Raw genomic sequence first — 24363 nt, forward strand, 5'->3', positions numbered from 1 at the left:
GCTTTGGCCTGCCGGGAACATGGCACAGGAGTTCAGATGAGAGTGCTGGTGATCGGCGCAGGAGCGCTCGGAGGGTATTACGGAGCTTGCCTGGTCCGAGCGGGCGCCGACGTGACCTTTCTGGTGCGGGCCGGGCGCGCCGAGCAATTGCGGCGGGATGGATTGCGGATCAAAAGCCCGCACGGCGACTTTGCCGTGCAGCCGAAGATCCTGATGGCGAACGAGCTCAGCGAGCCCTTCGACGTCGTGCTCCTCGGCGTGAAGGCCTATTCGCTCGACGACGCCATGAGCCAGTTTGCCCCGGCCGTTGGCCCGAGCACGATGATACTGCCGATCCTGAACGGGCTGAAACACATCGACGCCCTGACGGCGCGGTTCGGTGCTGAGCCCGTTCTCGGTGGGCTCGCCAATGTCAGCGCCGGGCTCGATGTGGATGGCCGTGTCGTTCAGTTCATGGCCAATCAGACCATCGTCTTCGGGGAAACCGAGGGTTCGCTGAGTGAGCGCACGCTTGCCCTGGAGAAGCTGTTCCAGGTCCCTGGGATCGACGTGCGCGCCAGCGAAGCGATCATGCAGGACATGTGGGAGAAGTTCGTCCAGCTCTCGACGCTCGCCGGCATTACCTGCCTGATGCGCGCCAGCATCGGCGACATCCTGGCTGTGCCGAACGGCGAGCAATCGATCTTCCGCCTGTTCGCGGAATGCTGCACTGTTGCGACCGCCTCGGGTTTGGAGCCGCGCGCCCCGTTCATCGAGTTTGACCGAAAACTGTTCACGACCCTGGACTCGCCGCTCAAGGCTTCGATGCTGCGCGACATCGAGCGCGGCTCGATTACCGAGTCCGAGCATATCCTGGGTGATATGGCCAACCGGGCCCGCAAGCTGAATGTCGACACGCCGCTGCTGGATCTGGCGCGAGCGCATGTGGCGGCCTATGAAGTCGGGCGGCGGCGAGCGGCGAGCTAACCCGCCCCGATCAGCGGGATCGCCTCGTCCCGCTCGTAGAGATACAGCAGGCAGCGCAGCGCTTCGCCGCGCTCGCCCTTCAGTTTCGGATCGTCCTTCATGATGCGCAGCGCCTCGTCTCTCGCCTGCGTGATGAGCTGGCCGTGCACCTCCGAGCGCGCGATGCGGTAGCCGGGCAGGCCGCTCTGGCGGACGCCCAGCACGTCGCCTTCGCCGCGGAGTTTCAGGTCCTCCTCGGCGATGCGAAAGCCGTCGGTGGTCTCACGGATCACTTTCAGCCGCGCCTTCGACATTTCGCCGAGCGGCTCGCTGTAAAGCAAAATGCAGGTCGAGGCCTCCGAGCCGCGGCCGATGCGGCCGCGCAGCTGGTGCAGCTGGGCGAGGCCAAAGCGCTCGGCATTCTCGATCACCATGATGGTGGCGGCCGGCACGTCGACACCAACCTCGACGACGGTGGTCGCGACCAGAAGGCCGATCTCGTGGGCTGCGAACTGGCCCATGACACGATCCTTCTCGGTGCCTTTCATCTGGCCATGAACCAGACCGACACGATCGCCGAAACGCTTTTGCAGGCTGTCGAAACGTTTCGTTGCGTTGGTGAGATGCTCGGTGCCCTCGGCCTCGGATTCCTCGACGAGCGGGCAGATCCAGTAGACCAGCTTACCGGAGTCGAGCGCGCGGCCGACGCCATCCATGACCTCACCGAGCCGGCTCATGGCGACCGCGCGGGTGTCGATCGGCTGGCGGCCGGCGGGTTTTTCGCGGAGCTCGCTGATGTCCATGTCGCCGAAATAGGTGAGGACCAGCGTGCGCGGGATCGGCGTTGCGCTCAGCACGAGAACGTCGACGGCTTCGCCCTTTGACGTCAGCGCCAACCGCTCGCGGACGCCGAAGCGGTGCTGCTCGTCGACGATGGCGAGGGCCAGACCATGGAAGACGACGTCGTCTTGGATCAGCGCATGGGTGCCGACGAGCAGATCAATCTCGCCCTCGGCGAGCTGGGTGATGATCTCGCGCCGCTCCTTGCCTTTTTCGCGGCCGGTGAGGATCGCCACCCGCATGCCGGCGCGCTCGGCCAGCGGCGCAATGGTCTTGATGTGCTGGCGCGCGAGAATTTCCGTCGGGGCCATCAACGCGGCCTGCTTGCCGACCTCGGCAACGGCCGAGGCGGCCAGCAGCGCCACCACCGTCTTGCCCGAGCCGACGTCGCCCTGGAGCAGACGCAGCATGCGCACGGGCTGCTTCAGGTCGTCGGCGATGGCCGCGGCGGCATTGCGCTGGGAAGGTGTCAACGCGTAGGGCAGGGCGTCGATGATCTTGTTGCGCAGATGCCCATCGCCGGCGTTGCGCACGCCGGCAGGCCGCCGCAGCTGCGCACGGATCAGAGCGAGCGCGAGCTGGCCGGCCAGCAACTCGTCGAAGGCCAGGCGCGACCAGAAGCGCTGATCGGGCAGGATGTCCGTCAACTCGACCGGTTGGTGCACGCGATGGAGCGCTTCGGTCACAGGCGGGAAATTGCAGCGGCGCAGCACATCCGGGCTGATCCATTCCGGCAAGGCTGGAAGCTTCTGCAAGGCCTGCGCAATGGCGCGGCGGAGCGAGCCGAGCGCGAGACCCTCGGTGAGCGGATAGACGGGATCGATCCCGGAGAGTTTTGCGATCGCTTCCTCGTCCAGCACGCGGTCGGGATGGACGATCTGCGGGATGCCGTCATACATCTGCAGCGTGCCGGAGACGTAGCGCTTTTCGCCCACGGGCAGCAGCTTTTCGACATAGCCGGGCTTGGCACGGAAGAACGTCAGCACGACGTCGCCGGTATCGTCGCTGGCGTAGACGAGATACGGCGCGCGCGCATTGCGCGGCGGAGGCGGGCGGTGGCGCTCGACGGTGACCTCCAGCGTCACCATGGTTCCAACGCTGGCGTCGCGGATCTTCGGCCGCGCCCGGCGGTCGATGACCTGGCTCGGCAGATGCAGGAGCAGGTCGACCAGCCGCGGCGTCTCGCTCCGGCTGAGCAGATATTGCAGCAGCTTGTCCTGCTTCGGACCGACGCCGGGCAGGCTGGTCACGGGAGCAAACAGCGGATTGAGCAGGCTGGGGCGCATTCTCGCAACATTCGTCATGCGCGGGCTTGACCCGCGCATCCATCTTTCAATGACGATGGATTGCCGGGTCAAGCCCGGCAATGACGGTCTCCAAACAATTGCAATAACAAAGGGCTGACACAGCCAGTTCCAATGGCTATATCACCCCGGCCCGGCACGTCCGGGCTTTCGGCGTTTGACTGGATTTGAGACATGACGGGAACGACACGATCGAGCGACGGGCTGGACGATCGCCGCAAGCGGCTTCTGTTCCGCTGCTGGCACCGCGGCACGCGCGAGATGGACCTGATCCTCGGCCGCTTCGCAGATGCCGAGATCGGCAACCTCACGGACGAGGAGCTGACCGAGCTCGAGACCCTGCTCGAGGTCAACGATCCCGATCTCTATGCCGCCATCACCGGTGACAAGCTGCTGCCAGAAGATGTCACCGGCGCGCTGTTCGCCCGCATCAAGGCCTATCCGATCGCGGACGGCAATTTATGAAGCAAGGAATGAAATCACCGGCCGAGCTGCTTACGCCCGGCCGCGCGCTGACGCTTGCCAATGTCGCCGAGGGGGCCGAAGGCCTTATCGTCTCCGATCTGGCGCGCGCGATCGCGGCACGGCCGAAGCAGCCGGCTGTCAGCCTCGCGGTGGTCTGCCGCGACGGCGGGCGGATGCAGCAGCTCGAACGCGCGCTGCAATTCTTCGCGCCCGACCTGCCGGTGCTGACCTTTCCGGCCTGGGACTGCCAGCCCTATGACCGCGTCTCGCCGCACGGCGGCATTCTGGCGCAGCGCCTGACCACGCTGGCCCGGCTCGCCGCGCTCACCGGCAGCGACAAGCCGCTGATCGTGCTGACAACGGTGAACGCCGTCGTGCAGCGCGTGCCCGCGCGCGAGCTGGTTGCGGCGCAGGCGCTGTCGGTTGCGCCCGGCAACGTGGTGCCGATGGACACCATCGTCGCCTGGCTCGAGCACAATGGCTACGTCAGGTCGTCCACCGTGCGCGAGCCCGGCGAATATGCCGTGCGCGGCGGCATCCTCGATCTGTTTCCGGCCGGCCTCGAGCAGCCTGTTCGCTTCGACTTCTTCGGCGACAGCCTGGAATCGATCCGTTCGTTCGACGCCGAGACGCAGCGCACGCTGCTCGACATGCGTTCGCTCGATCTGGTGCCGATCTCGGAATTCCAGCTCGTCACCGACACGATCCGCCGCTTCCGCATGGGCTATGTCGCCGAATTCGGCGCGCCCGAGCGCGATGATGCGCTGTATGAAGCGGTCAGCGAAGGCCGCCGCCATCCCGGCATGGAGCACTGGCTGCCGCTGTTCCAGGACCGGATGGATACGCTGTTCGACTATCTGCAAGGTGCCGCCGTCGCAATCGAGCCGCAGGCCGAGGACGCCGTCCGCGAGCGCTTCAAGCAGATCCAGGACTATTACGAGGCTCGCCGCGATGCGATGGAGCATCCCGGCGGGGGCGCCATCTACAAGCCGCTGCCGCCTGATAGGCTCTATCTGACCGAGGAGGAATGGGGCAAGCGCGAACGCGATATCCCGCTGGTTCGGCTGACGGCATTCTCCGTGCCGGCCGACGGCACCAGCATCATTGACGCCGGCGCGCGCAAGGGCCGCGATTTTGCGCCTGAACGTAACGACTCCAAGGTCAACGTTTTCGAGTCCGTCGTCGCGCATGTGATGGCCTTGCAGGCCCAGCGCAAGAAGGTCGTGATCGCGCTGTGGAGCGAAGGCTCGCGCGACCGCATGACCTCGATGCTGCGCGATCACAAGCTGACCCACACCACCAGCGTCAATTCCTGGCGCACGGTGCAGGCGACGCCGCGCAACGAGACCATGCTCGCCGTGCTTGGCCTCGAGAGCGGCTTCGAGACCGACGAGATCGCTGTCATCAGCGAGCAGGACATTCTGGGCGACCGCCTGGTGCGGCCGCGCAAGGCCAGCCGCAAGCTCGACAATTTCATCTCGGAAGTCACGAGCCTCACCGCCGGCGACATTGTGGTCCACGTCGACCACGGCATCGGCCGCTTTATCGGCTTGCAGACGCTGGATGTCGCCGGCGCGCCGCATGATTGTCTCGAGCTGCATTATGCCGCCGAGACAAAGCTGTTCTTGCCGGTCGAGAACATCGAGCTCTTGTCACGCTACGGCTCCGACCAGACCGATGTCGAGCTCGACCGCCTCGGTGGTTCCGGCTGGCAGACCCGCAAGGCGAAGCTCAAGAACCGCATCCGCGAGATCGCGGGCGAGCTGATCAAGATCGCAGCCGCGCGCCATCTGCACGAGGCGCCGAAGCTGCCGGTGCAGCAGGGCCTCTATGACGAGTTCTGCGCGCGCTTCCCCTATGACGAGACCGAGGACCAGCTTGGCGCTATCGAATCCACCCTCAAGGATCTCGAGCTCGGCCGTCCGATGGACCGGTTGATCTGCGGCGATGTCGGCTTCGGCAAGACCGAGGTTGCCTTGCGCGCCGCCTTTGCCGTTGCGCTCGAAGGCAAGCAGGTCGCGGTCGTGGTGCCGACCACGCTTCTAGCGCGCCAGCACGCCAAGACCTTCACCGAGCGCTTCAAGGGCTTTCCGGTCAACGTGGCGCAGGCCTCGCGCCTGATCCCGGCCAAGGAGCTGAACCAGGTCAAGAAGGGCATTGCAGACGGCTCCGTCGACATCGTCGTCGGCACCCATGCGCTGCTCGGCAAGGCGATCAAGTTCCGCGACCTCGGCCTCGTCATCGTCGACGAGGAGCAGCATTTCGGCGTCACCCACAAGGAGCGGCTGAAGGCGCTGCGTTCCGAGGTGCACGTGCTGACGCTGTCGGCAACCCCGATTCCGCGCACGCTGCAGCTGGCGCTCACCGGCGTGCGCGAGCTCTCGATCATCGCTTCGCCGCCGGTCGATCGCCTTGCGGTGCGTACCTTCGTTGCTCCGCACGATCCATTGATGATCCGCGAGGCGCTGCTGCGCGAGCGTTATCGCGGCGGCCAGGCGTTCTACGTCGTGCCGCGCATCGACGATCTCGCCGAGGTCAAGGACTTCCTCGACAAGAACGTGCCGGAGATGAAGGTCGCGGTCGCGCACGGCCAGATGCCGCCCGCCGTGATCGAGGACATCATGACCGCGTTCTACGATGGCAAGTTCGACATCCTGCTGTCGACCACGATCGTCGAATCCGGCCTCGACATTCCCAACGCCAACACGCTGATCGTGCATCGCGCCGACATGTTCGGCCTTGCCCAGCTCTACCAGCTGCGCGGCCGCGTCGGCCGCTCCAAGCTGCGGGCCTATGCGCTGTTCACGCTGCCGTCGCAGCAGAAGATCACCGCGCAGGCCGAGCGCCGCCTCACCGTGCTGCAGTCGCTGGAGACATTGGGCGCCGGCTTCCAGCTCGCTTCGCACGACCTTGATATCCGCGGCGCCGGCAATTTGCTCGGCGAGGAGCAGTCCGGCCACATCAAGGAGGTCGGCTTCGAGCTTTACCAGTCGATGCTGGAGGAGGCGATCGTCAACCTCAAGGCCGGCGTGTCCGAGCCCGCCGCCGACCGGTGGTCGCCGACCATCACCATCGGCATGCCCGTGCTCATTCCGGAGGACTATGTCGGCGATCTCTCGGTGCGGCTGTCGCTCTATCGGCGCCTCGCCGATCTCGACAGCGAGGAGGAGATCGAGAATTTTGGCGCCGAAATGCGCGATCGTTTCGGCGTGCTGCCGGACGAGGTGCGCTATCTCTTCAAGGTTGCCGCGATCAAGGCGTTCTGCCGAAACGCCAATGTCGAGAAGATCGATGCTGGCCCGAAGGGCGCCGTCATCACCTTCCGCGACAATTCCTTCGCCTATCCCGATCGCCTGGTGTCGTTCATCAAGAGCCACGGCCAGGCCGCCAAGGTACGGCCCGACATGAAGGTGGTGTTCCTGCAGGATTGGGAGACACCGGAAGAGCGGCTTGCCGGCACGACGGAAATCATGCGGCAATTGGCGCAGCTCGCGACGAGCAAGAAGGCGGCGTAGCGTCCGTAGTATTGCGGAGGCGGCGCACCAGGATACAGGCTGCGCCGCGCCAAGCCTGAAAACAGTGACATAGGGCCACTTGCGGAATGACGAAGCAGCCGCCAGATTCCGAATTCGCTAACTGAGTCCTGCGTACCGTATCCGTCGATCCGCGACTGGTTTACCGGCCGCGGTTTTTTTACACCGGTTTGCGGGTTGGCCCGCACGTCGAAACAGTCGAGGTCGCGCGCGTGTCTATCAATACCGGGTCGGGCCGGGAATCAGAGCAGGAAACAGAGCACGGCCACGACGATATCATGTATCCGCAGGTGCTGCCGTTCGTCTTGATTCACGCGGGATGCGTTGCTGCGATCTGGTCGGGCATCACGTGGCAGGCGGTTGCGATGTGCGCCACGTTGTACGGGTTGCGCATGTTCGGGATCACCGGCGGATATCACCGGTACTTCTCGCATCGATCCTACGCAACGAGCCGGGTGTTCCAGTTCATCCTGGCCTTCCTTGCCCAGAGCAGCGCCCAGAAGAGCGTGCTTTGGTGGGCCGCCAAGCACCGCCATCATCATCTGCATTCGGACACAGTGCAGGATGTACATTCACCCCGGCACAAGGGGTTTGTGTTCAGCCATGTCGGCTGGATCTTTTACCGGCAGCATGATGCGACTGACCTGGTGAAGGTCGCAGATCTGGCCTCGTATCCCGAGCTGATGTGGTTGCACCGGCTGGAGCTGTTGCCTCCCGTCGTGCTCGCCGTGTTGTGCTTCCTTGTTGCCGGATGGTCGGGGCTCGTCGTCGGATTCCTCTGGAGCACGGTGCTGCTCTATCACGCCACATTCTGCATCAACTCGCTCGCGCATGTTCACGGGCGCAAGCGTTACGTGACCGGCGATGACTCCCGCAACAACTGGCTGCTTGCTTTGCTGACGATGGGCGAGGGATGGCACAACAACCATCACGCCTATCAGGCCAGCGCGCGGCAGGGTTTCCACTGGTATGAGATCGACCTCACCTATTATGTGCTGGTGACGTTGTCCTGGCTCGGCATTATCAGGGATATGAAGATGCCGCCCAAGCAGGTGCTGCGCAATGAGCATCGGTTGGGATCACGGGTAATCAAGCAGGCGGCCGAACAGCTCGCAGCCCGCTTCAATCCCGAGCACATCGCGCATGCGATCAGAACGTCGATCCAAGAGACCGAATTGTCGGTTCGGGACACGCTCAGTCAGTTGCAGCACCAGGCCGATCTGCGCCTGTCCAGCATGCCGACGCGCGAGCAGTTGCTGGCAGAAGCGCAGCGCATGTTCGCCAAGACGATCTCGCTCGACGACATTGTCGACCGCGCCTACGAGCTGCTGCATGACTCCGTCGGGATTTTCCTGGCCGCGCCCGCTCCCGCTTTGGTGACCAACGCTAAGTCCAGGGGGCGCGTTTAGCGCGCGGATATTTCTTTTGGAGGTGGTGTTCCTCCAGAATTGGGAGACGCGCAGTTCGCGCAAAAGGCGGCGTAAGAATCTCCGCCTGGGTTCCTACGGGACGACGTTCGAACCCCTGCTGAGACGATCAATCGAGGTGAAATCCCAGGTAAAGGTTTCCAGCCGGTTCATTCTGGAAATACAAGAGCCCTTGCGCCGCCGCGCCGGTAAAGAAGCGAAGCTTCGGTGGCGGGTTGCTGGGCGCGATCCCCTGTGATCGCGCGCCGAGTTCGAAGAAGCAGCAGCCGGGCTTGCCCTCGATTTGAATGCGTGCATGGCCAAGGTCATCGCGAGACAGGAAAATGATGATCGTCAGGTTCAGCTTGTCGACCTTCACGCGGCAAACCCCATAGGGGCAGACCGTCGAACCTGCATCGCTGTCGGTCGACGTTTCAATGCCGTAGTCCACACTGTAATCCTTGGCGCAGGCGGCAGACGCCATGAGCAGGGCCCCAGCCATGAATGCCGTTGCGAATCTTACACATTGCGCCGCAGGCCAAGACATTGAGGCGCATCTAACTGTCATGCGTTTTTCACCCAAAGGTTGTTCCAAACGCGTTTGGAACATATAGGGAACATTGTCAATCGGTTCATGACATCAGCGCTTTGGTGACAGCGCTGATGTCGTTGCGGGTGCCCAGCATCTGATGGACTATCTCAATCCGGGACAATCCTACGGAGAACACGAATATTCGGGTCGGGACGATCCGGAGCTTTCTCGACTCGGGGGACGAGGAGAGGGCGATGGGCCGGAGCTGCCGAGAGCACGCCCTGATTTGTCGGCGCTGCAAGAATTGGCATTCTCCCGTTAGCCGTGGGCGCCGCAAAGATTGGCGGGCGCGCTCGCATGATCGAATCGTTTGGGTCGTGGGGACGGATCTCACTAAAATGAAAAAGCCCGCAGCGGATTTCTCCGCGCGGGCCGACTGACCTGTTTCGATGATGCCACTATACTACTGTTTTGCCCGACGGGTCAAATACATTTCGCAAAATCCGCAGCATCTCACCTCTAGCCATTGACGGTACTTTGCATGGGGTTGATTTTCAGATTCTGTGGGATCTCATGGGCAGCCCAAGGTCCTATGAATGGGTGATCCGTAAAATCAGGTGCGGCAAAAACTACGACGCTGCCCGCGACGCGTCCGCCGACAGCCGTGCCAGCAGCGACCTTGCCGTATCCGACGGCGACAGCGAATCCACCGATACCACGGGATCGCTGCGCATCTCGTGCTTGCCGTTCGACGTGTGCTTCATCACCGCCGACAGTCGGCGGGCGATCATGTGCGCCGTGCGGAAGTCGGTCTCGGCGAACACCACGATGACAGAGCCGTCCTTCTGCGCCGTGCCAAAGTCCATCTGCCGCATCAGCCGGCTGAGGATCCGAGCAGCATCGAGCTGCGCGCGCGGATTACCGGGATCGAAGGCGAAGCGCGCGACCGACAGGCCGCCGCCGCGGGCGAGCGTCTGCTCCACCGCCTTGGCGAAATCGCGAGCGAAGGCTTCTACCGTCAACAGGCCGCTGCGCGGATCGAGCCAGCCGCCGGCATCGATCGAGCGCAGCGTGCGGCTCAGTTGCGCCGCCATGGCGTGCTGGCGGATGAGGGGCAACGCGTTGGCGGCGATCTTGGCGGGCTCGCCCGGGATCAGCTCGAGATTGGGCAGGTCGTAGCTCTGCGTGAGCTGGTGCGCGGTGACGACAACAGGCAGGTTGCGGAAGCGCGTATCCTCCGCGAGCACCGTGAGAAAGGCGTCGGTGACGCGGGGGGTGAAACCGTCGGACAGAACCACACCGTCGATCTCACGCGTATTGAGATGCTTGGCGGCAGCCTCGATCGAGAGCGCGCCGACGACCCCGGTGCGTTCGCCGAGCGCAACCGATAGCGCGGGGTAGGCGGCGCCGCGACCGATCAAGAGCACGATGGCATCGCGCACCGGATCGGCCTCCGGCATCGTAACCCTCACTTCCGGCAGGCGGCGCAGCACGGTGGCATGCAGCGTGCGGACGCGGATCGCGGCGCGCAGGCGGGCGATCAGGCGCTCGGCGGCATTGCCGCGTGTGGCGAAAGGCAGCGCATTGTGGGGCAGCGCGCCTGGCGCATCCAGCGCGACCAGCGGCAGATAGAGCGGCTGATCGGCGATTTTCTTCGCGAGCAGGGGCATGTACGGCTCGTGTCCGCCGGACATCGCCGCAAGGACCGCGGCCGGCTGCACCTCCTCGACGGCGCGCGACGCGCTCGCCCAATCGCTGTCGACAACAGGAAACAGACGCGCCTCGTCCAGCGCCGCAATGAAGGCCGGGCGCTCGGAATTGGACACAAAGAGGATCGGGCCCGCCTGGGACATCAGGAAACTCTGATCACGCAATCGATGCTGCGCAATCTAGTCCAGCCGCCTTAATGCGGCGTCAATGTTCCCGGCAAAACTGCTCTCAAACCGGGCCGGAGCGGTCGCGAAAAGCCTCAACCATCAGAGGGTTAAGCCCGAGTTCGCTGAGCGCCTCCCGGGCCCTTGCATTGTCCTGGGCCCGGCCCGCTAGCCGGTGACCTGAGAGCCGGTCGGGCAGGGCCGTCAGCAGCGCGCCCTGGCCGAGCCGTCGCGCCCATTCCTGCAGGTCGTTTGACAGGAAGCGATAGCCGCCGACCGCCATGATGCCCGATGGCGGCGCGGTGATGCAGATCGCACCGCTGGCGCGGTCGATCCGGGCGGCGTAGCCGGTGTCGACATAGTCGCGCGGCGGCTGCGCCGTCAGCGTCTCGCCGACCGGCTGCGGCGGCGCATAGGCCGCGATCGGCACCATCGGGCCGCGCAGGCCAAGCGTGCCCTTCGGCGTCAGCAGGATCTCGCCCGCGATCGAGGAGCCGGACTGTTCGCGCGGCGCGCCGTGCGGGCCGGGCATCACCGCGACGGGCACGCCATCCTCGCCGCGCCTGGCGCCGAACAGCCCTGCCTCGCCGAACAGATAGACATCCGTGAGCGGCGCATGCGGCGCGATCCAGGCCTCGCTCGCCGCCACCTGCTCCGGCGCGCGCCAGAGACCGATGACGTTGCGCAAGGTCGGCATCCGCGCCGCCAGACCGGAATCGCCGAGGCGCAAAGCGAGTTGGGCCGGCGCGAACAGCACGTCGCAGGCGTGCTCGTTGACCTGCTGCTCCAGCACCTCGCTCTCGAACGGATGGTGCAGCGCCAGCGTGCCGCCGCAGAGCAGCCACACCGCGAGCGAGGAGGCGAGACCCGCGAACGACATCGGCATAAATGCCGACATCACGGTCGCGCCCTGCTTGATGTCGGCCTCCAGCGACATCGCGAGCCCGCCCGCGATCAGGCTGAAATGTGGCCGCGGCACCGGGCGGAAGCCTTCCGCCGTGACATCGAAGGAGATCATTGCCGCCTTGCGGCCGTCCTGGATCACGGCGCGGGTGGTGCCGGGCGGCCGCGCCAGCACCTCGTCGAGCGAGGCCATGCCTTCGGGCAAATCAGTGCCGAAGCCGTACACGTGGCGAATCGAGAACGCCTCGGCGGCTGCGTGCATCGCGAGATCGGCATAGCTGACGCTGTCGACCTTGCTCATGGTGACGATGGCGCGCGCCGCCGTGCGGTTGAGCGCGGCCGCCAGTTCCGCCTGTCGCCACAGTAGCGGCAGCACGGCCACGACCAGGCCGGCGCGATGGGCGGCGAGCACCGTCAGCACGAACTCGACGGTCGAGGGCAACTGGATCGCGATCACCGAATTGGCCGGCAGGCCCGATTCGACGAAATGCGCCGACAGTGCCTCGATGGCGGTGTCGGCCTCGGCGTAGGTCATCCGCCGCGGCTGGTGGCCGGTGATGCGGGACTTGTTGAGGGGGTCGAGCAACGCGGGCGCGTGCGGCTGCCGTATCAGCGTCCGCTGGAACAGCGTGTCGAGCGTCGGTGATACGGCTGGCTGGTTCACGGCGTCACTTCGCTGGACTGGCTTGAGGCTCACCCTTGGACCACCAGGTCTCCGGCAAATAGCCTGAGAGCGCGGTGGCTTGTGGCCGTTCTATCCGATTCCAGCGCGCGATCCATTGCTCGGATACGTTAAACAGGGGGATTGTGTAGAAGCCGGCCATCAAGGCGCGGTCGAGCGCCCGCACCGCATCGACGAAATCCGTATGATCACGGGCCTCGAGCAGGGCCTTGATCATGGCATCGACCGCGGGATCCCTCGCGCCCATGTAGTTGCGGGTCCCCGGATTGTCGGCGGCGGCGCTGCCCCAATAGAAATACTGCTCGTTGCCGGGCGACAGCGACTGGTCCCAGCGGTTCTGGATCATGTCGAACTCGTAGGACAACCGGCGTTGATCGAATTGCACCGGATCGACCGCGCGGACGCTCACATCGATGCCGGCACGCTTGAGGTCGCGCTGGAACGCGAGCGCGATGCGCTCCTGGTCGCGGGTCGTCACCAGCATCTCGAAGGTGAAGTGCGCTTTTGTCTGGCGGTTGCGGAGCACGGTGCCATCGAGATCGTAGCCGGCGTCCGACAGCAGCTTCAGCGCCGCACGCAGCGTCGTGCGGTCGCGGCCCGAGCCGTCGGTGACGGGCAGACGATAGCTGCCATCCATGATGTCTTGGGGGATCTGCGCGGCGAAGGGCTTCAGCAGGGCGCGCTCGCGCGCATCCGCGGGCCGCGCATAGGCCGAGAGCTCGGAGCCGGCAAAATAGCCGGCGACGCGCGAATAGAGCGAGAAGAAATAGTTGCGGTTGACCAGCTCGAAATCGAACAACAGCGTCAGCGCCTGGCGCACACGGATGTCGGCGAAGACAGGGCGCCGCGTGTTGAACACCAGGAATTCGGAGGGCTGCGGTACGCCCGGCTTGAAGGTATCGCGGATCACCTCGCCGCTTTTGGCAGCGGGAAAATCATAGCCGTCGTGCCAGCGCAACGGTTCGTTCTCGACGCGGAAATCATAGAGGCCGCGCTTGAAGGCTTCGAACTGGCCGTTGGCCTCGCGATAATAGTCGAGCCGGATCTCGTCGAAATTGAACAGCCCGCGATTAACAGGGAGATCGCGGCCCCAATAATCGGGATTGCGTGTGAGGGTCACGCTGGCGCCGGGTTTCACCGCCGTGACGCGGTAGGGGCCGGAGGCGATCGGCCCTGACAGCGTCGTCTCCTCGAAGGTCGCGACGTCGACTGCGTGCTTCGGCAGGATTGGCATCAGCCCGAGGATCAGCGGTATCTCGCGGTCGTTGGCCCCGGTGAGATCGAAGCGGACGGTGAGGGGATCGGGCGCCTCCGCCTTGGCGACCTTGGAATAGTACTGCCGGAGGTTGGGACGGCCGTGGTCGCGCAGCAGCTGCCAGGAGAACAGCACGTCCACGGCGGTGACCGGCTTGCCGTCGGAGAAGCGGGCACGGGGATCGATGTGGAATGTGACGTAGCTCCGCTCGTCATCGGTCTCGACGGATTTGGCGAGCAGGCCGTAGAGCGTGAACGGCTCGTCCTGGCCGCGGGCCAGCAGGCTTTCGACCACGTAGGCGCGGATCGGCTGCACCGCCAATCCCTTCACGATGAACGGATTGAGACTGTCGAACGTGCCGAGAATGCCCCAGGTCAGCCGGCCGCCCTTGGGGGCGTCAGGATTGGCGTAGGGCATGTGGGTGAAATCAGCCGGCAGCGCTGGCTTGCCGTGCATGGCGATCGCGTACGCCTCCTCGGCGTGCCCAGCGCTTGCAATCAGCCCGACGCTGAGGATCACGGCGAGGCTGCAAAGACGGAGACCGGGCCCCTCGAGCAGGCGCTGGAACATGAACATTCGGACACGTTGATTCGAGGGGTGGTGTGGGCGAATCCTATCACAGGGATTTCACTGGGCGCCCAGTCGGATGTGGCCAAAGACGCTTGTCGGCATTGATCTTTCCGTCGACCACGTTAAGAAGGCACGCAATCGCGCAAGAGCGCCGAACCCGTCACTTATCCGCCTCAATTGACGGGGAGAGAGCCGCGCCCAAGGCGGCTTGGTTCGGTGCTTCGGAGCGGTTCGGGCACTTCCCGTTCAGAAAGGGTTTTCTGCAATGAATTTCCGTTATTTGGCCGCGTCCGTCCGGCCGCGCGGGCGAGTTCTCGCTCTGTTGACGGCGACGGCATTGGCCATCCCGTTTGCCGCCGAAGCCCAGACCCCCGCACCGGCCCCGGGCGCGCCCAAGGCTGCCCCGAAAGCCGCTCCGAAGGCTGCCCCCAAGGCTGCTCCAGCCCCGGCGCCCGCGCCGGCTCCCCAGGCCCAGCAGGCTCCGGCCCAGCAGGGCGCCCCGGCAGCGCAGGGTGGCCAGCCCGCCGATCAGCAGATCCAGCTGATCTACGCGCCCTGGACCAAGTTCTGTCTCAAGGGCCAGGATGCCAACGCCAAGCAGGTCTGCTTCACCGGCAAGGACGGTCGCATCGAATCAGGCCAGCCGGTCATCGCTGCTGTGATCATCGAGCCGGAAGGCGAGCCGAAGAAGATCCTGCGCGTGACGCTGCCGCTCGGCATGCAGCTCGTGCACGGCACCCGCATCATCGTCGACAACAACCCGCCGCTGCAGAGCCCGTATGTGATCTGCTTCCAGAACGGCTGTATGTCGGACTACGAGGCAACGCCCGACCTGATTGCCAACCTGAAGAAGGGCCAGAACCTCGTGGTGCAGGCGATCAACGCCAACGGCGCGCCGCTGACCCTGCCGCTGCCGCTCACCGGTGAATTCCAGAAGGCCTATGACGGTCCGCCGACCGATCCGAAGGTGTTCGAGGAAACCCAGAAGAAGCTGCAGGAAGAGCTTCAGAAGAAGGCCGAAGAGCAGCGCAAGAAGCTCGAGCAGCAGGGTGGCGCACCCGGCGCAGCTCCGGCCGCTCAGAAGTAGTCGGGCTCAGATCCCGGACATGAAAAAGGCGCCCGATCGGGCGCCTTTTTTGCTGGCCGCTGTTAGTCGACCACGCGCCATCGTTGGTTGGAGGGCTCGGTCCACCTCTCCCCAGCGGGGAGAGGTGGACCCGAGGCGCGATCACACGACTCTCTTGCGCTTCAGTTCAGCGAAGGATTGCGCGGGCGGTAGCCGCCATCCTTGTTCTTGATGAAAATCTCGGCCACCTGGGAATGCCGGATCGGCTCGCCGGAGTCGTCGGGCAGGAGGTTCTGCTCGGAGACATAAGCCACGTATTCGGACTCCGCGTTCTCCGCGAGCAGATGGTAGAACGGCTGATCCTTGTGGGGCCGAACCTCTTCGGGGATCGACAGCCACCACTCCTGGGTGTTGTTGAATTCCGGATCGATGTCGAAGATCACCCCCCGGAACGAGAAGATCCGGTGGCGCACGACCTGTCCGATCTGGAATTTGGCTGTCCGCGCTTTAATCATCCTCCGTCGATAGACCAGGATTGTGGCCGATGCTAGTGGCCTAAAGCTGGAATTAACCTACCGTTAAGGGGCGGATAGCCCCCAAGCCTTCAGAAAACACTTTATCAATGGCCGATATCCTCAATCTGGCGCTACCTTATTTCGGCTTGATCTTCGTTGGTTTCGCCTGCGGTAAGGTCAAGTCACTGCCGGAATCGGGGCTCGCATGGATGAACTTCTTCCTGCTCTACGTCTCATTGCCCGCGCTGCTGTTTGCGATCATGTCGAAGACCCCGTTCTCGGAGTTGAACAACCCGCCGTTCCTGGTGGCGACCACGCTGTCGACGGTGGCGGCGTTCACCATCGCGCTGGTGGTCGGCAAGGTGCTCGGGAAGCTGACGTTGCGTGAGGCGACGCTCGCCGGCCTCTCCGGCGGTTACGGCAATATCGGCTATATGGGGCCCGGGCTTGCGCTCGCCGTGCTCGGGTCAAAGGCGGCGGCGCCGACCGCGCTGATCTTCTGCTGCGACAGCATCTTCCTGTTCACGATCGTGCCGCTTCTGATCGAGCTGTCAGATCGCGACCATCCCTCGATCATCCACGCCTTCGGCGTGGTGCTGAAACAGATCGTGCTCAACCCGCTGATCATGTCGGCATGTTTTGGCGCCGCCGTCGCCGCGTTGCATATCGAGCTGCCGGTGGCGCTCGACCGCACCATCACCTTCCTTCAGAACGCGGCTGCGCCGTCCGCGCTGTTCGTGCTCGGCGTGACGGTAGCGCTTCGGCCGTTCGATCGCGTGCCCTGGGAGGTGCCGGGTGTGATCGCGGTCAAGCTCCTGATCCATCCGCTCGCCGCGTTCGGCCTGATGCTGGCGTTCGGCCCGTTCGCGCAGCCCTGGGCCGCCACCGCCGTCCTGATGGCCTCGCTGCCGCCGGCGCTGAATGTGTTCGTGATCGCCCGGCAAAACGATGCCTGGATCGAATCCGCCTCCGTCGCCGTGCTGCTCGGCACGTTCGCGTCGGTCGTCACGCTGACCAGCGTGATGTGGCTGCTGCAGACGGGACGGCTGGTGTTTCCGTAGTCAGCTATCGCCGCCAAATCATTTGCGCCACGTCGGCGTCAGCCCTTCGCGCATGGCGAACCGGCGGAGCGGCCCGATGGCACCCAGCAAATGCATGCCGACGGCGCGGACGGGCTGGAGCGGCAGGAAGTCGTTGAGCAGCGAGCGATTGGCGATGTCGATCGCAAAGGTCCGGCTCAGAATGTCAGGCCGCCGCGCCCGGTCGTAACGCCTGAGCACCTCATTCGAGCCCGGGTCCTGTCCTGATGCGATGGCCTCGCCGGCGAGCCTGGCGATGTCGGCCGCATCCCGCAGGCCGAGATTGAGGCCCTGGGCGCCGATCGGAGGAACCACATGGGCGGCTTCGCCGACCAGCGCGATGCGGTCGCGGGCGAAGGATTGCGGCCGCTCGATCGCCAGTGGAAACAGATTGCGGCCCGGCTCGACCGTCATGCGGCCGAGGATGGAATGCGACTGCTTCTCGATCGCGGCGGAGAGACCATCGTCGCTGAGGGCGCGAAGCCGCTCGGCCTCGGCGGGGGCGGAGACCCAGACCACGCTGGAGCGGTTGCCGGGCAGGGGCACGAACACGCAGGGGCCGTGCGGTGTGTGGAACTCGGTCGACACGCTGCGGTGCGGCCTGACATGACCGACGTTGAAGGTCAGGGCGGTTTGCGTGAGTTCGCGCCGCGTCATCGCAATGCCGGCGGCCTCCCGGCACAGCGAATGCCGGCCGTCGGCGCCGACCACGAGCCGGGCGCCTAGAAACTGTCCGCCAGCCGCGCGGATCGCGACGTCGTCGGCTTCGATGACGACGCTCTCGGCCTCGTCGTCGAAACGGGTGAGATTGGGCAACTCCGCCGCACGCGCTTCGAGCGCCAGCATCAGTGAGCGGTTGTCGATGTTGTAGCCGAAGGCGTCGAGCCCGATCTCGTGACAGGAGAACCGGACCTCCGGCGCGCGGAACAGGCGGCCAGTGTCGTCGACGAGGCGCATGACCTCGAGCGCCGCGGCCTTGTCACTACAGCGGGACCAGACGTCGAGGCTCTCCAGCAGATCGACGGAGGCACCGAGCAGCGCGGTGGTCCTGTTGTCGGCATAGGGCAGGCGCCGGGCGACTAGCGCGGTGCGCGCTCCTTGCTGCGCGAGCGCAATTGCCGCGGCAAGGCCGGCCGGCCCACCGCCGATGACGCTTGCGTCAAAAAGTGTCGATGCGTCTGTCATGGAACGACATTTGACACGCCCTGCGGCAAATTCAAGCCCACCTATTTTGCTGCGTTTTATGACTGGTTGCGCGGCGCAATGCCGCGCTGGCGGATGTGCAAACCGGTCCCGTTCTGGTAGCAGAAGTCATGGAAACCCAGATGGACAGCCAAGAGGATTCGCTGAAGCCGACGCCGGTGGTCCGTGCCGCGGCGTTTTCGGTGCACATCTTCACGGCCTTCGGCGCGGCGATCGCGTTGCTCGCGATGCTCGAGGCCGTGCGCGAGCATTGGGCCGCGATGTTCGGTTGGCTTGGCGTTGCCCTGATCATCGACGCCATCGACGGGCCGATCGCGCGCCTGCTCGACGTCAAGACCGTGCAGCCGAACTGGTCCGGCGACGTGCTCGACCTCGTGGTCGATTTCGTCACCTATGTCTTTGTGCCGGCCTATGCGATCGTTGCGAGCGGCATGCTGCTGCCGGTTGCGGCGCCCTTGCTCGGGATCGCCATCATCGTCACCAGCGCGCTGTATTTCGCCGATCTGCGCATGAAGGCGGACGACAATCATTTCCGCGGCTTTCCGGCGCTGTGGAATGCAGCGGCGTTCTATTTGTTCCTGCTGCACTGGCCGCCGCTGTCGTCGACGCTCCTGGTCGCGGCGCTGGTGGTGCTGACCTTCGTGCCGTTCCATGTGCTGCATCCGGTTCGCGTCGTGCGACTGCGCTGGCTGACGATGTCGCTGATCGTGCTGTGGGGCGTGCTCGCCTTCTACGTGCTGGAGATGGATTTCCGTGTCGGCACCGGCGTGACGGTGGCGCTCTGCGCGATCGCGTTCTGGATCGCATTCAGCGACGCCTTGATCCGCCTTGTGAGATCGTTCGGATGATGCATCTGTTGACCAGCCCCGAGGCCTGGGCAGCGCTGCTCACCCTGACCTCGCTCGAGATCGTGCTCGGCATCGACAACGTCATCTTCCTGTCGGTGATCGTCTCGCGCATCCCCGAACCGCAGGCCCGTCGCGCCCGCCAGATCGGGCTGGCGCTGGCGCTGGTCTTCCGCATCATCCTGCTCAGCGTGCTGGTCTGGCTGATCGGCCTGACCGCGCCGGTGTTCTCGCTTCAAGGCTACGACTTCTCCTGGCGCGACCTCATCCTGATCGGCGGCGGCCTGTTCCTGATCGCGAAGGCGACGCACGAGATCCATGCTGAAGTCGACGCCGACGAGGAGGAGGGCGAGGGCAAGTCCGCTGGCAGCGCTTTCTTCTGGGTAATCGTCCAGATCGTCATCATCGACATCGTGTTCTCGCTTGACTCGATCATCACCGCGATCGGCATGGCCCAGGACCTCGAGATCATGATTGCGGCCGTCGTGATCGCCTGCCTGATCATGTACATTTCCTCAGGACCCGTGGCGCGATTCGTCGCCGAACATCCGACCACCAAGATGCTTGCCCTGGCATTTCTGGTGCTGATCGGCGTCGCCCTGGTTGCGGACGGATTCAAATTCCACATTCCGCGCGGCTACATCTATTTCGCAATTGCGTTCTCGGCGGCGGTGGAATTCTTCAACGTGCTGGCCAAGCGCAATCGCAGGAAGGCCGGCAAGCCGTAACCGTTCCACTCTGGGGCGAGTTGACAAGGCGGGCGTGATGTCTTTCGCTGGCTGATGCGAAGAGGAGGTCAGGTGATGACCAAAGCGGTCCGTGTGCACAAGGTCGGAGGCCCCGAAGCGCTGGTCTATGAGAGCGTCGAGCTGCCGGCGCCCGGACCCGGCGAGGTGCGCATCCGCCAGCACGCGGTCGGCCTGAACTTCATCGACGTCTACTATCGCACCGGCCTCTACAAGGCGCCGGCACTGCCCTTCATCCCGGGCAACGAGGCCTCGGGCGAGGTCGTCGCCGTCGGGCCGGGCGTGACCAATTTTCATCCAGGCGATCGCGTCGCCTACTACCACAATCTCGGCGCATACACGAGCGAGCGCAACATCCCCTGGGAGAGGCTGGTCAAGCTGCCCGATCACATCACCCACGAGCAGGGCGCCGTGCTGATGCTGAAGGGCCTGACCGTCTGGTATCTGCTGCACAAGACCTTCAAGGTCGAGCCGCATCATCGCGTGCTGATCCATGCCGCTGCCGGCGGCATCGGCCTCTTGGCCTGCCAATGGGCGAGGGCGCTCGGCGCGCATGTCATCGGCACGGTCGGCTCGCGCGAAAAGGCCGAGCTCGCGGAGGCCAATGGCTGCGATCACGTCGTCCTCTACAACGAGGAGGACTTCGTCGCGCGCGTCAAGCAGATCAGCCGCAACGAGGGCTGCGACGTCGTCTATGATGGCGTCGGCAAATCGACCTTCCCGGGCTCGTTGTCGTGCCTGAAGCCGCGCGGCATGTTCGTCTCGTTCGGCAACGCCTCGGGCCCGGTGCCGCCGTTCTCGATCGCCGAGCTGAACAATCACGGCTCGCTGTTTGCGACCCGGCCGAAGCTCAACGACTATATCGGCACGCGCAAGGAGCTGCTGGAAGGCGCCGATACGCTGTTCTCCGCCGTCATCAACGGCAAGCTGCACGTGCCGATCAACCACGCCTATGCGCTGAAGGACGCGGCGAAGGCGCATATCGATCTGGAAAGCCGCAAGACGACGGGCGCGTCGATCCTGAAGCCGTAAGCTCGTCGTTCCGGGGCGATGCGAAGCATCGAACCCGGAACCTCGAGATTCCGGGTTCGGTCCTGCGGACCGCCCCGGAATGACGATCCGTCTCACGCAACCCTTCTCGCCGCGCCGGCCTTGGTCAGGATCTCGTCGAGACAACCGATCATCTCGGCGATCTCAGCCTTCGTGACGTTCAGCGCCGGCATGAAGCGCAACGTGTCGAGCTGCGGTGCGTTGAGCAGCACGCCGGCCTCGAACGCCTGCGCAACGATGCCGGGTGCGATCGGCAGCTTGAGGTCGAGCGCGAGCAACAGGCCGCGGCCGCGCACGCCGCCGAGGCCGTGCCGCGCTGATACTTTTTGCAGCTCGCTTTCGAGCAGCAGCCCGGCCTCGGTCACCTGTTTCAGGAACGCCGGCTTGCTGACCTCTTCCAGCACCGCGAGCCCGGCCGCGCACATCACCGGATTGCCGTTGAAGGTGCCGCCCTGGTCGCCGTGCTCGAAGCAGGAGGCGCGTTCGGTCGCAAGCAGCGCCGCGAGCGGCACCCCGCCGCCGATGCCCTTGCCGAGCGTCACGATGTCAGGCGCGATGCCCGTGTGCTCGTAATGGAAGAGCTTTCCGGTCCGGCCCATGCCGGTCTGGATCTCGTCAAGAATGAGCAGCACGCCGTGCGCCTCGGTCAGCGCGCGCAGCTCCCGCAGGAACTGATCGGTCGCCGGCCACACGCCTGACTCGCCCTGGATCGGCTCCAGCATCACGGCCACGGTGTTGCCGTTGATCAGCGTCTCGACCGAGGCGATATCGTTCAGCTTCGCCTTCTTGAAACCTGATACTTTCGGCTCGAACAGCGGCTCGAACGCCTTCTTGCCGGAAGCCGACATCGTCGCCAGCGTGCGGCCGTGGAAGCCGCCTTCGAAGCTGATGATCTCGAACGCGCCGCCTTTGTAGAGGCTGCCATATTTGCGCGCGAGCTTGATCGCGCCCTCATTGGCCTCGGCGCCGGAATTGGCAAAGAACACCTGGTCGAAGGCGCTGGTCTCGACCAGCGCCTGCGCGAGTTTGAGGCTCGGCTCGTTGTAGAAGGCCGGGCTCGGCGTCAGCAGCCGCTTGGCCTGCGAGGCGAGCGCATCCGCAACCGCCGGCGGGGAATGGCCGAGGCAGTTGACGGCCCAGCCCTGCACGAAATCGAGATAGCGCTTGCGGCTGTCGTCCCAGAGGTATGAGCCGGCGCCGCGAACAAACACGGCCTTGGGCCGTGCAGTGATGTCCATCAGCGCGTCATACGGATGGGTGGCGGTGGTCATGTCGAGCTCCTCTGGAAGCGGGTTGAAAACGGGACGCAAAAAGCAAGAAGGCCGCACTTTGCGGGTGCGGCCTTCTCGAAAACTGAAGCTGAATGACTGGTTCAGCGGCGTCGTCGGACATGGCGCAACCCATCATCGTCGCTGGAGCGACGACGGAAAGCTGCGCGGCGGTGGGTCCGAGAGTTGATCATGAGGCGCGTCCGTACAGCCGAAGGACAGGTCTGTCAAGCCGGTCGTTTTGGCTGCCATGTATCGCTCAGGTCGGATGCGCGGCTTCCTCGGGTGCCTCGTCGCCCCAGTTCGCATCGGCAATCGCGCTGTCGATCAGCTCGCCGCGCATCAGCTTGAGCGGCGAATTCCAGTACAGCGCGATGTTGTGGAGGGGATCGGTCAGCACCTTGAAGCCCCACACCAGTCCCGTCGCGACGCCGCGTGCTACGAACAGCTGCAGCATGCGCGCCAGGGCGCCACTGACGCCGATCGCGAGCCAGAGCACGCCGACATGGCGCATGAAGTCGAGGCGATCGACCGGTGCAGCAAACAGGCCGAACAGCGTCGGATACGCATACAGCGCAATCGGCGCGCTGCCCCAGACCAGCAAGAGGATGATCTTGCGGGTCTGGTTGTAGCCGACCTTCACCGCCTCCTTGTATTCATTGCTGACGTCGTTGACCGCGTCATAGCCGTTCGGCTCGAAGAAGAAATGCCCGGTCTGCCGCGTCAGCATCGCGAGCCAGCCGACCAAACCGGCGAGCGCGGGATCCCTGAACAGCAGCGCATAGCAAGCCAGGAAGATGATCGCGCTGAACAGGTGCAGCGTCTGATTGACGGTGCTCTGGTGGTAGAAGCGGTAATCGTCGAAGCGCTGCGTGCGCAGCATGTCCGGGAGGCGGCTCATCAAAATCCTCGCTCGCGTTGAAAGCGCGCGAGGATTAGGACGAGTCCGTGACCACTGCGTGAATGCACTATAGTGTCACATTCGCACGCGAAGACGGCAGTAAGGGCTAATCGACACCGTAATGCGAAAATACCTCGGCGATCCCGGCGTTGATCGCCTTCGCCGCCGCGATGTCGCGTTCGGCGCCTGCGGTGTCGCCCTGCTTTCGCTTCGCAAGCCCGCGTCCGTACAGCGATGAGTCGAGCTTCGGCTTTGCGCGCAGCGCGGCGTCGTAGTCGGCAATCGCCGCGTCGAGATTGCCGAGCTTGAGATAGGTGAGGGCGCGGCTGTCCAGCGTATCAGGGTCGTTCGGGGCCATCCGCAGCGACTGCTCGCAATCGGCCAGCGCCTCCTGGAGACGGCCAAGGATCGCGCGCGTCATGCAGCGCGAATTGAAGACGCCGGAATAGCTTGAATTGGCCTTGAGCGCGCGATCGTAATCCGCGAGCGCCAGCGCATAATCATGCGCGTCGAAATACATGTTCGCGCGCGCATAGAAATCGCGGTCGTTGTCCGGCTTGAGCTCGATCGACTTGGCGAAATCCGCGAGCGCACGATCGCGATCGCCGCGATCGCGAAAGATGCGCGCACGGTTGCCATAGGCCGGGCCATAGGCCGGATCGAGCTTGATCGAGATGTCGAGATCGGCCAGCGCGCGATCGGCCTCGCCATGTTCGCGATAGGCGCTGCCCCGGTTGTAGAAGGCGAGTGCGAATTTCGGATCGAGCTTGATCGCCTTGTTGTAGTCGGCGAGCGCATGCTCGTAGTCGCCTTTGCCGATGTAGGAATTGCCGCGGTTGTTGTAGTACCAGGCGTCATCGGGAACGAGGCGGATGGCGCGGGTGTAGTCCATGATCGCGTGGTCGCGGTCGCCGAGATCGTCATGGACGATGCCGCGATTGAACCACGCGATGGCATCGGTCTCGTCGAGATCGACCGCGCGGTTGAGATCGGCCAGCGCGCGCTCGGTCTCGCGCTTGCGCCGATAGATCTCGCCACGGTTGGCGAGCGCGCGTTGATTCGACGGATTGGCCTGCAGCACGGCCGAGCAACCGGCCAGCCGCTGCTGGTCATTGACCTCCTTGGAACCGAAGCACCATTGCCGCGCCTGCGCGGCCGATGGGGATTGCGCGGCGGCCGGAAACGCGAGCAGGGTCAAGGCGGTTGCCAGTGCGCAGAACGCTGGCCGGATATCGATCTTGTGATTGCATGTCATCTGATTGCTGCGCAGAAACCTATGAGCCTCTAGCGCGTTTGTGATCTCGGGATACGAATTGGTTCGAACCGGACTTGGGCCGGGGCAGACCAAGAGGGGACGGGACCACCAAGATAGTTTTCAGCC

The 24363-nt window shown here is 64.5% G+C and carries 19 protein-coding genes; 9 read left to right on the top strand and 10 right to left on the bottom strand.

What is annotated here, in order from left to right; translation table 11 throughout:
- The first annotated feature begins 36 nt into the window (after nt 1-36).
- Nucleotides 37-966, top strand: a complete 930-nt coding sequence (gene panE, locus XH80_RS27400) for a 2-dehydropantoate 2-reductase (protein WP_271601244.1) — start codon at nt 37-39, stop codon at nt 964-966.
- Here panE and recG read toward each other — a convergent pair.
- A complete protein-coding gene (gene recG, locus XH80_RS27405; protein ID WP_271601245.1) occupies nt 963-3071 on the bottom strand; it encodes an ATP-dependent DNA helicase RecG in 2109 nt (702 codons plus the stop codon). The genes panE and recG overlap by 4 nt on opposite strands.
- Before the next feature lie 192 nt (nt 3072-3263).
- Between recG and XH80_RS27410 the strand changes: the two genes are divergently transcribed.
- The 3 genes from XH80_RS27410 (at nt 3264) to XH80_RS27420 (ending at nt 8496) form a co-directional block, all read left to right on the top strand.
- Nucleotides 3264-3554, top strand: a complete 291-nt coding sequence (locus XH80_RS27410; RefSeq protein WP_271601246.1) for an FAD assembly factor SdhE — start codon at nt 3264-3266, stop codon at nt 3552-3554.
- Nucleotides 3551-7069 (top strand): transcription-repair coupling factor, encoded by a 3519-nt coding sequence (gene mfd / locus XH80_RS27415; RefSeq protein ID WP_271601247.1) that lies wholly within the window; start codon nt 3551-3553, stop codon nt 7067-7069. Before XH80_RS27410 ends, mfd begins: the two co-directional genes overlap by 4 nt.
- Before the next feature lie 296 nt (nt 7070-7365).
- A complete protein-coding gene (locus XH80_RS27420; protein WP_271601323.1) occupies nt 7366-8496 on the top strand; it encodes an acyl-CoA desaturase in 1131 nt (376 codons plus the stop codon).
- Nucleotides 8497-8623: 127 nt separating this feature from the next.
- On the opposite strand, the gene XH80_RS27425 is transcribed toward XH80_RS27420, so the two are convergent.
- From XH80_RS27425 to XH80_RS27440, 4 genes are all read right to left on the bottom strand, one after another.
- A complete protein-coding gene (locus tag XH80_RS27425) occupies nt 8624-8977 on the bottom strand; it encodes a hypothetical protein (protein ID WP_271601248.1) in 354 nt (117 codons plus the stop codon).
- 677 nt (nt 8978-9654) lie between these two features.
- Nucleotides 9655-10878 (bottom strand): GGDEF domain-containing protein, encoded by a 1224-nt coding sequence (locus XH80_RS27430; RefSeq protein WP_271601249.1) that lies wholly within the window; start codon nt 10876-10878, stop codon nt 9655-9657.
- A gap of 85 nt (nt 10879-10963) precedes the next feature.
- Nucleotides 10964-12466, bottom strand: coding sequence for an AMP-binding protein (locus XH80_RS27435; protein WP_271601250.1), 1503 nt, complete (start codon nt 12464-12466; stop codon nt 10964-10966).
- 4 nt (nt 12467-12470) lie between these two features.
- On the bottom strand, nt 12471-14315 hold the full coding sequence (locus tag XH80_RS27440; protein ID WP_271601251.1) for an extracellular solute-binding protein: 1845 nt from the start codon (nt 14313-14315) through the stop codon (nt 12471-12473).
- Between the two features lie 259 nt (nt 14316-14574).
- Between XH80_RS27440 and XH80_RS27445 the strand changes: the two genes are divergently transcribed.
- The gene (locus tag XH80_RS27445) at nt 14575-15396 is read left to right on the top strand and encodes an invasion associated locus B family protein (protein ID WP_271601252.1); all 822 of its coding nucleotides are present in this window, start codon (nt 14575-14577) and stop codon (nt 15394-15396) included.
- 161 nt (nt 15397-15557) lie between these two features.
- Here the strand turns inward: XH80_RS27445 and hspQ are convergent, their stop codons facing one another.
- Entirely contained in the window at nt 15558-15890 is a 333-nt protein-coding gene (gene hspQ, locus XH80_RS27450; protein ID WP_057755286.1) for a heat shock protein HspQ, read from the bottom strand.
- A gap of 107 nt (nt 15891-15997) precedes the next feature.
- Between hspQ and XH80_RS27455 the strand changes: the two genes are divergently transcribed.
- The gene (locus XH80_RS27455; RefSeq protein ID WP_271601253.1) at nt 15998-16951 is read left to right on the top strand and encodes an AEC family transporter; all 954 of its coding nucleotides are present in this window, start codon (nt 15998-16000) and stop codon (nt 16949-16951) included.
- Between the two features lie 18 nt (nt 16952-16969).
- Here the strand turns inward: XH80_RS27455 and XH80_RS27460 are convergent, their stop codons facing one another.
- Nucleotides 16970-18154, bottom strand: a complete 1185-nt coding sequence (locus XH80_RS27460) for a UbiH/UbiF family hydroxylase (RefSeq protein WP_271601254.1) — start codon at nt 18152-18154, stop codon at nt 16970-16972.
- A 140-nt stretch (nt 18155-18294) separates the two neighbouring features.
- Between XH80_RS27460 and pcsA the strand changes: the two genes are divergently transcribed.
- The 3 genes from pcsA (at nt 18295) to XH80_RS27475 (ending at nt 20795) form a co-directional block, all read left to right on the top strand.
- Nucleotides 18295-19020: a phosphatidylcholine synthase gene (pcsA, locus tag XH80_RS27465; protein WP_228749685.1), complete on the top strand. Its 726-nt coding sequence runs from the start codon at nt 18295-18297 to the stop codon at nt 19018-19020.
- Entirely contained in the window at nt 19017-19745 is a 729-nt protein-coding gene (locus XH80_RS27470; RefSeq protein WP_271601255.1) for a TerC family protein, read from the top strand. The genes pcsA and XH80_RS27470 overlap by 4 nt, the downstream gene beginning before the upstream one ends.
- 75 nt (nt 19746-19820) lie before the next feature.
- Nucleotides 19821-20795 (top strand): quinone oxidoreductase family protein, encoded by a 975-nt coding sequence (locus XH80_RS27475; protein ID WP_271601256.1) that lies wholly within the window; start codon nt 19821-19823, stop codon nt 20793-20795.
- A 92-nt stretch (nt 20796-20887) separates the two neighbouring features.
- Here the strand turns inward: XH80_RS27475 and XH80_RS27480 are convergent, their stop codons facing one another.
- From XH80_RS27480 to XH80_RS27490, 3 genes are all read right to left on the bottom strand, one after another.
- Nucleotides 20888-22084 carry an acetylornithine transaminase gene (locus XH80_RS27480; protein ID WP_271601257.1) on the bottom strand — a complete coding sequence of 399 codons (1197 nt, stop codon included), beginning with the start codon at nt 22082-22084 and terminating at the stop codon, nt 20888-20890.
- A 256-nt stretch (nt 22085-22340) separates the two neighbouring features.
- Nucleotides 22341-22982: a hypothetical protein gene (locus XH80_RS27485; protein ID WP_271601258.1), complete on the bottom strand. Its 642-nt coding sequence runs from the start codon at nt 22980-22982 to the stop codon at nt 22341-22343.
- Between the two features lie 106 nt (nt 22983-23088).
- Entirely contained in the window at nt 23089-24237 is a 1149-nt protein-coding gene (locus tag XH80_RS27490; protein WP_271601259.1) for a tetratricopeptide repeat protein, read from the bottom strand.
- Nucleotides 24238-24363 lie beyond the last annotated feature (126 nt).

Origin of the sequence: Bradyrhizobium sp. CCBAU 45384 (genome assembly GCF_028128665.1) — a bacterium.
Taxonomy (GTDB): domain Bacteria; phylum Pseudomonadota; class Alphaproteobacteria; order Rhizobiales; family Xanthobacteraceae; genus Bradyrhizobium; species Bradyrhizobium manausense.

Excerpts from the sequence above, each read along its gene's own strand:
- XH80_RS27485 (WP_271601258.1), bottom strand. The coding sequence starts at position 22,982 with ATGAGCCGCCTCCCGGACATGCTGCGCACGCAGCGCTTCGACGATTAC.
- XH80_RS27460 (WP_271601254.1), bottom strand. The coding sequence starts at position 18,154 with ATGACAGACGCATCGACACTTTTTGACGCAAGCGTCATCGGCGGTGGG.
- XH80_RS27480 (WP_271601257.1), bottom strand. The coding sequence starts at position 22,084 with ATGACCACCGCCACCCATCCGTATGACGCGCTGATGGACATCACTGCA.
- mfd (WP_271601247.1), top strand. The coding sequence starts at position 3,551 with ATGAAGCAAGGAATGAAATCACCGGCCGAGCTGCTTACGCCCGGCCGC.
- XH80_RS27410 (WP_271601246.1), top strand. The coding sequence starts at position 3,264 with ATGACGGGAACGACACGATCGAGCGACGGGCTGGACGATCGCCGCAAG.
- XH80_RS27440 (WP_271601251.1), bottom strand. The coding sequence starts at position 14,315 with ATGTTCATGTTCCAGCGCCTGCTCGAGGGGCCCGGTCTCCGTCTTTGC.
- recG (WP_271601245.1), bottom strand. The coding sequence starts at position 3,071 with ATGCGCCCCAGCCTGCTCAATCCGCTGTTTGCTCCCGTGACCAGCCTG.
- pcsA (WP_228749685.1), top strand. The coding sequence starts at position 18,295 with ATGGACAGCCAAGAGGATTCGCTGAAGCCGACGCCGGTGGTCCGTGCC.
- XH80_RS27425 (WP_271601248.1), bottom strand. The coding sequence starts at position 8,977 with ATGGCGTCTGCCGCCTGCGCCAAGGATTACAGTGTGGACTACGGCATT.
- XH80_RS27475 (WP_271601256.1), top strand. The coding sequence starts at position 19,821 with ATGACCAAAGCGGTCCGTGTGCACAAGGTCGGAGGCCCCGAAGCGCTG.
- XH80_RS27430 (WP_271601249.1), bottom strand. The coding sequence starts at position 10,878 with ATGTCCCAGGCGGGCCCGATCCTCTTTGTGTCCAATTCCGAGCGCCCG.
- hspQ (WP_057755286.1), bottom strand. The coding sequence starts at position 15,890 with ATGATTAAAGCGCGGACAGCCAAATTCCAGATCGGACAGGTCGTGCGC.
- XH80_RS27420 (WP_271601323.1), top strand. The coding sequence starts at position 7,366 with ATGTATCCGCAGGTGCTGCCGTTCGTCTTGATTCACGCGGGATGCGTT.
- XH80_RS27455 (WP_271601253.1), top strand. The coding sequence starts at position 15,998 with ATGGCCGATATCCTCAATCTGGCGCTACCTTATTTCGGCTTGATCTTC.
- XH80_RS27445 (WP_271601252.1), top strand. The coding sequence starts at position 14,575 with ATGAATTTCCGTTATTTGGCCGCGTCCGTCCGGCCGCGCGGGCGAGTT.
- XH80_RS27490 (WP_271601259.1), bottom strand. The coding sequence starts at position 24,237 with ATGACATGCAATCACAAGATCGATATCCGGCCAGCGTTCTGCGCACTG.
- panE (WP_271601244.1), top strand. The coding sequence starts at position 37 with ATGAGAGTGCTGGTGATCGGCGCAGGAGCGCTCGGAGGGTATTACGGA.
- XH80_RS27470 (WP_271601255.1), top strand. The coding sequence starts at position 19,017 with ATGATGCATCTGTTGACCAGCCCCGAGGCCTGGGCAGCGCTGCTCACC.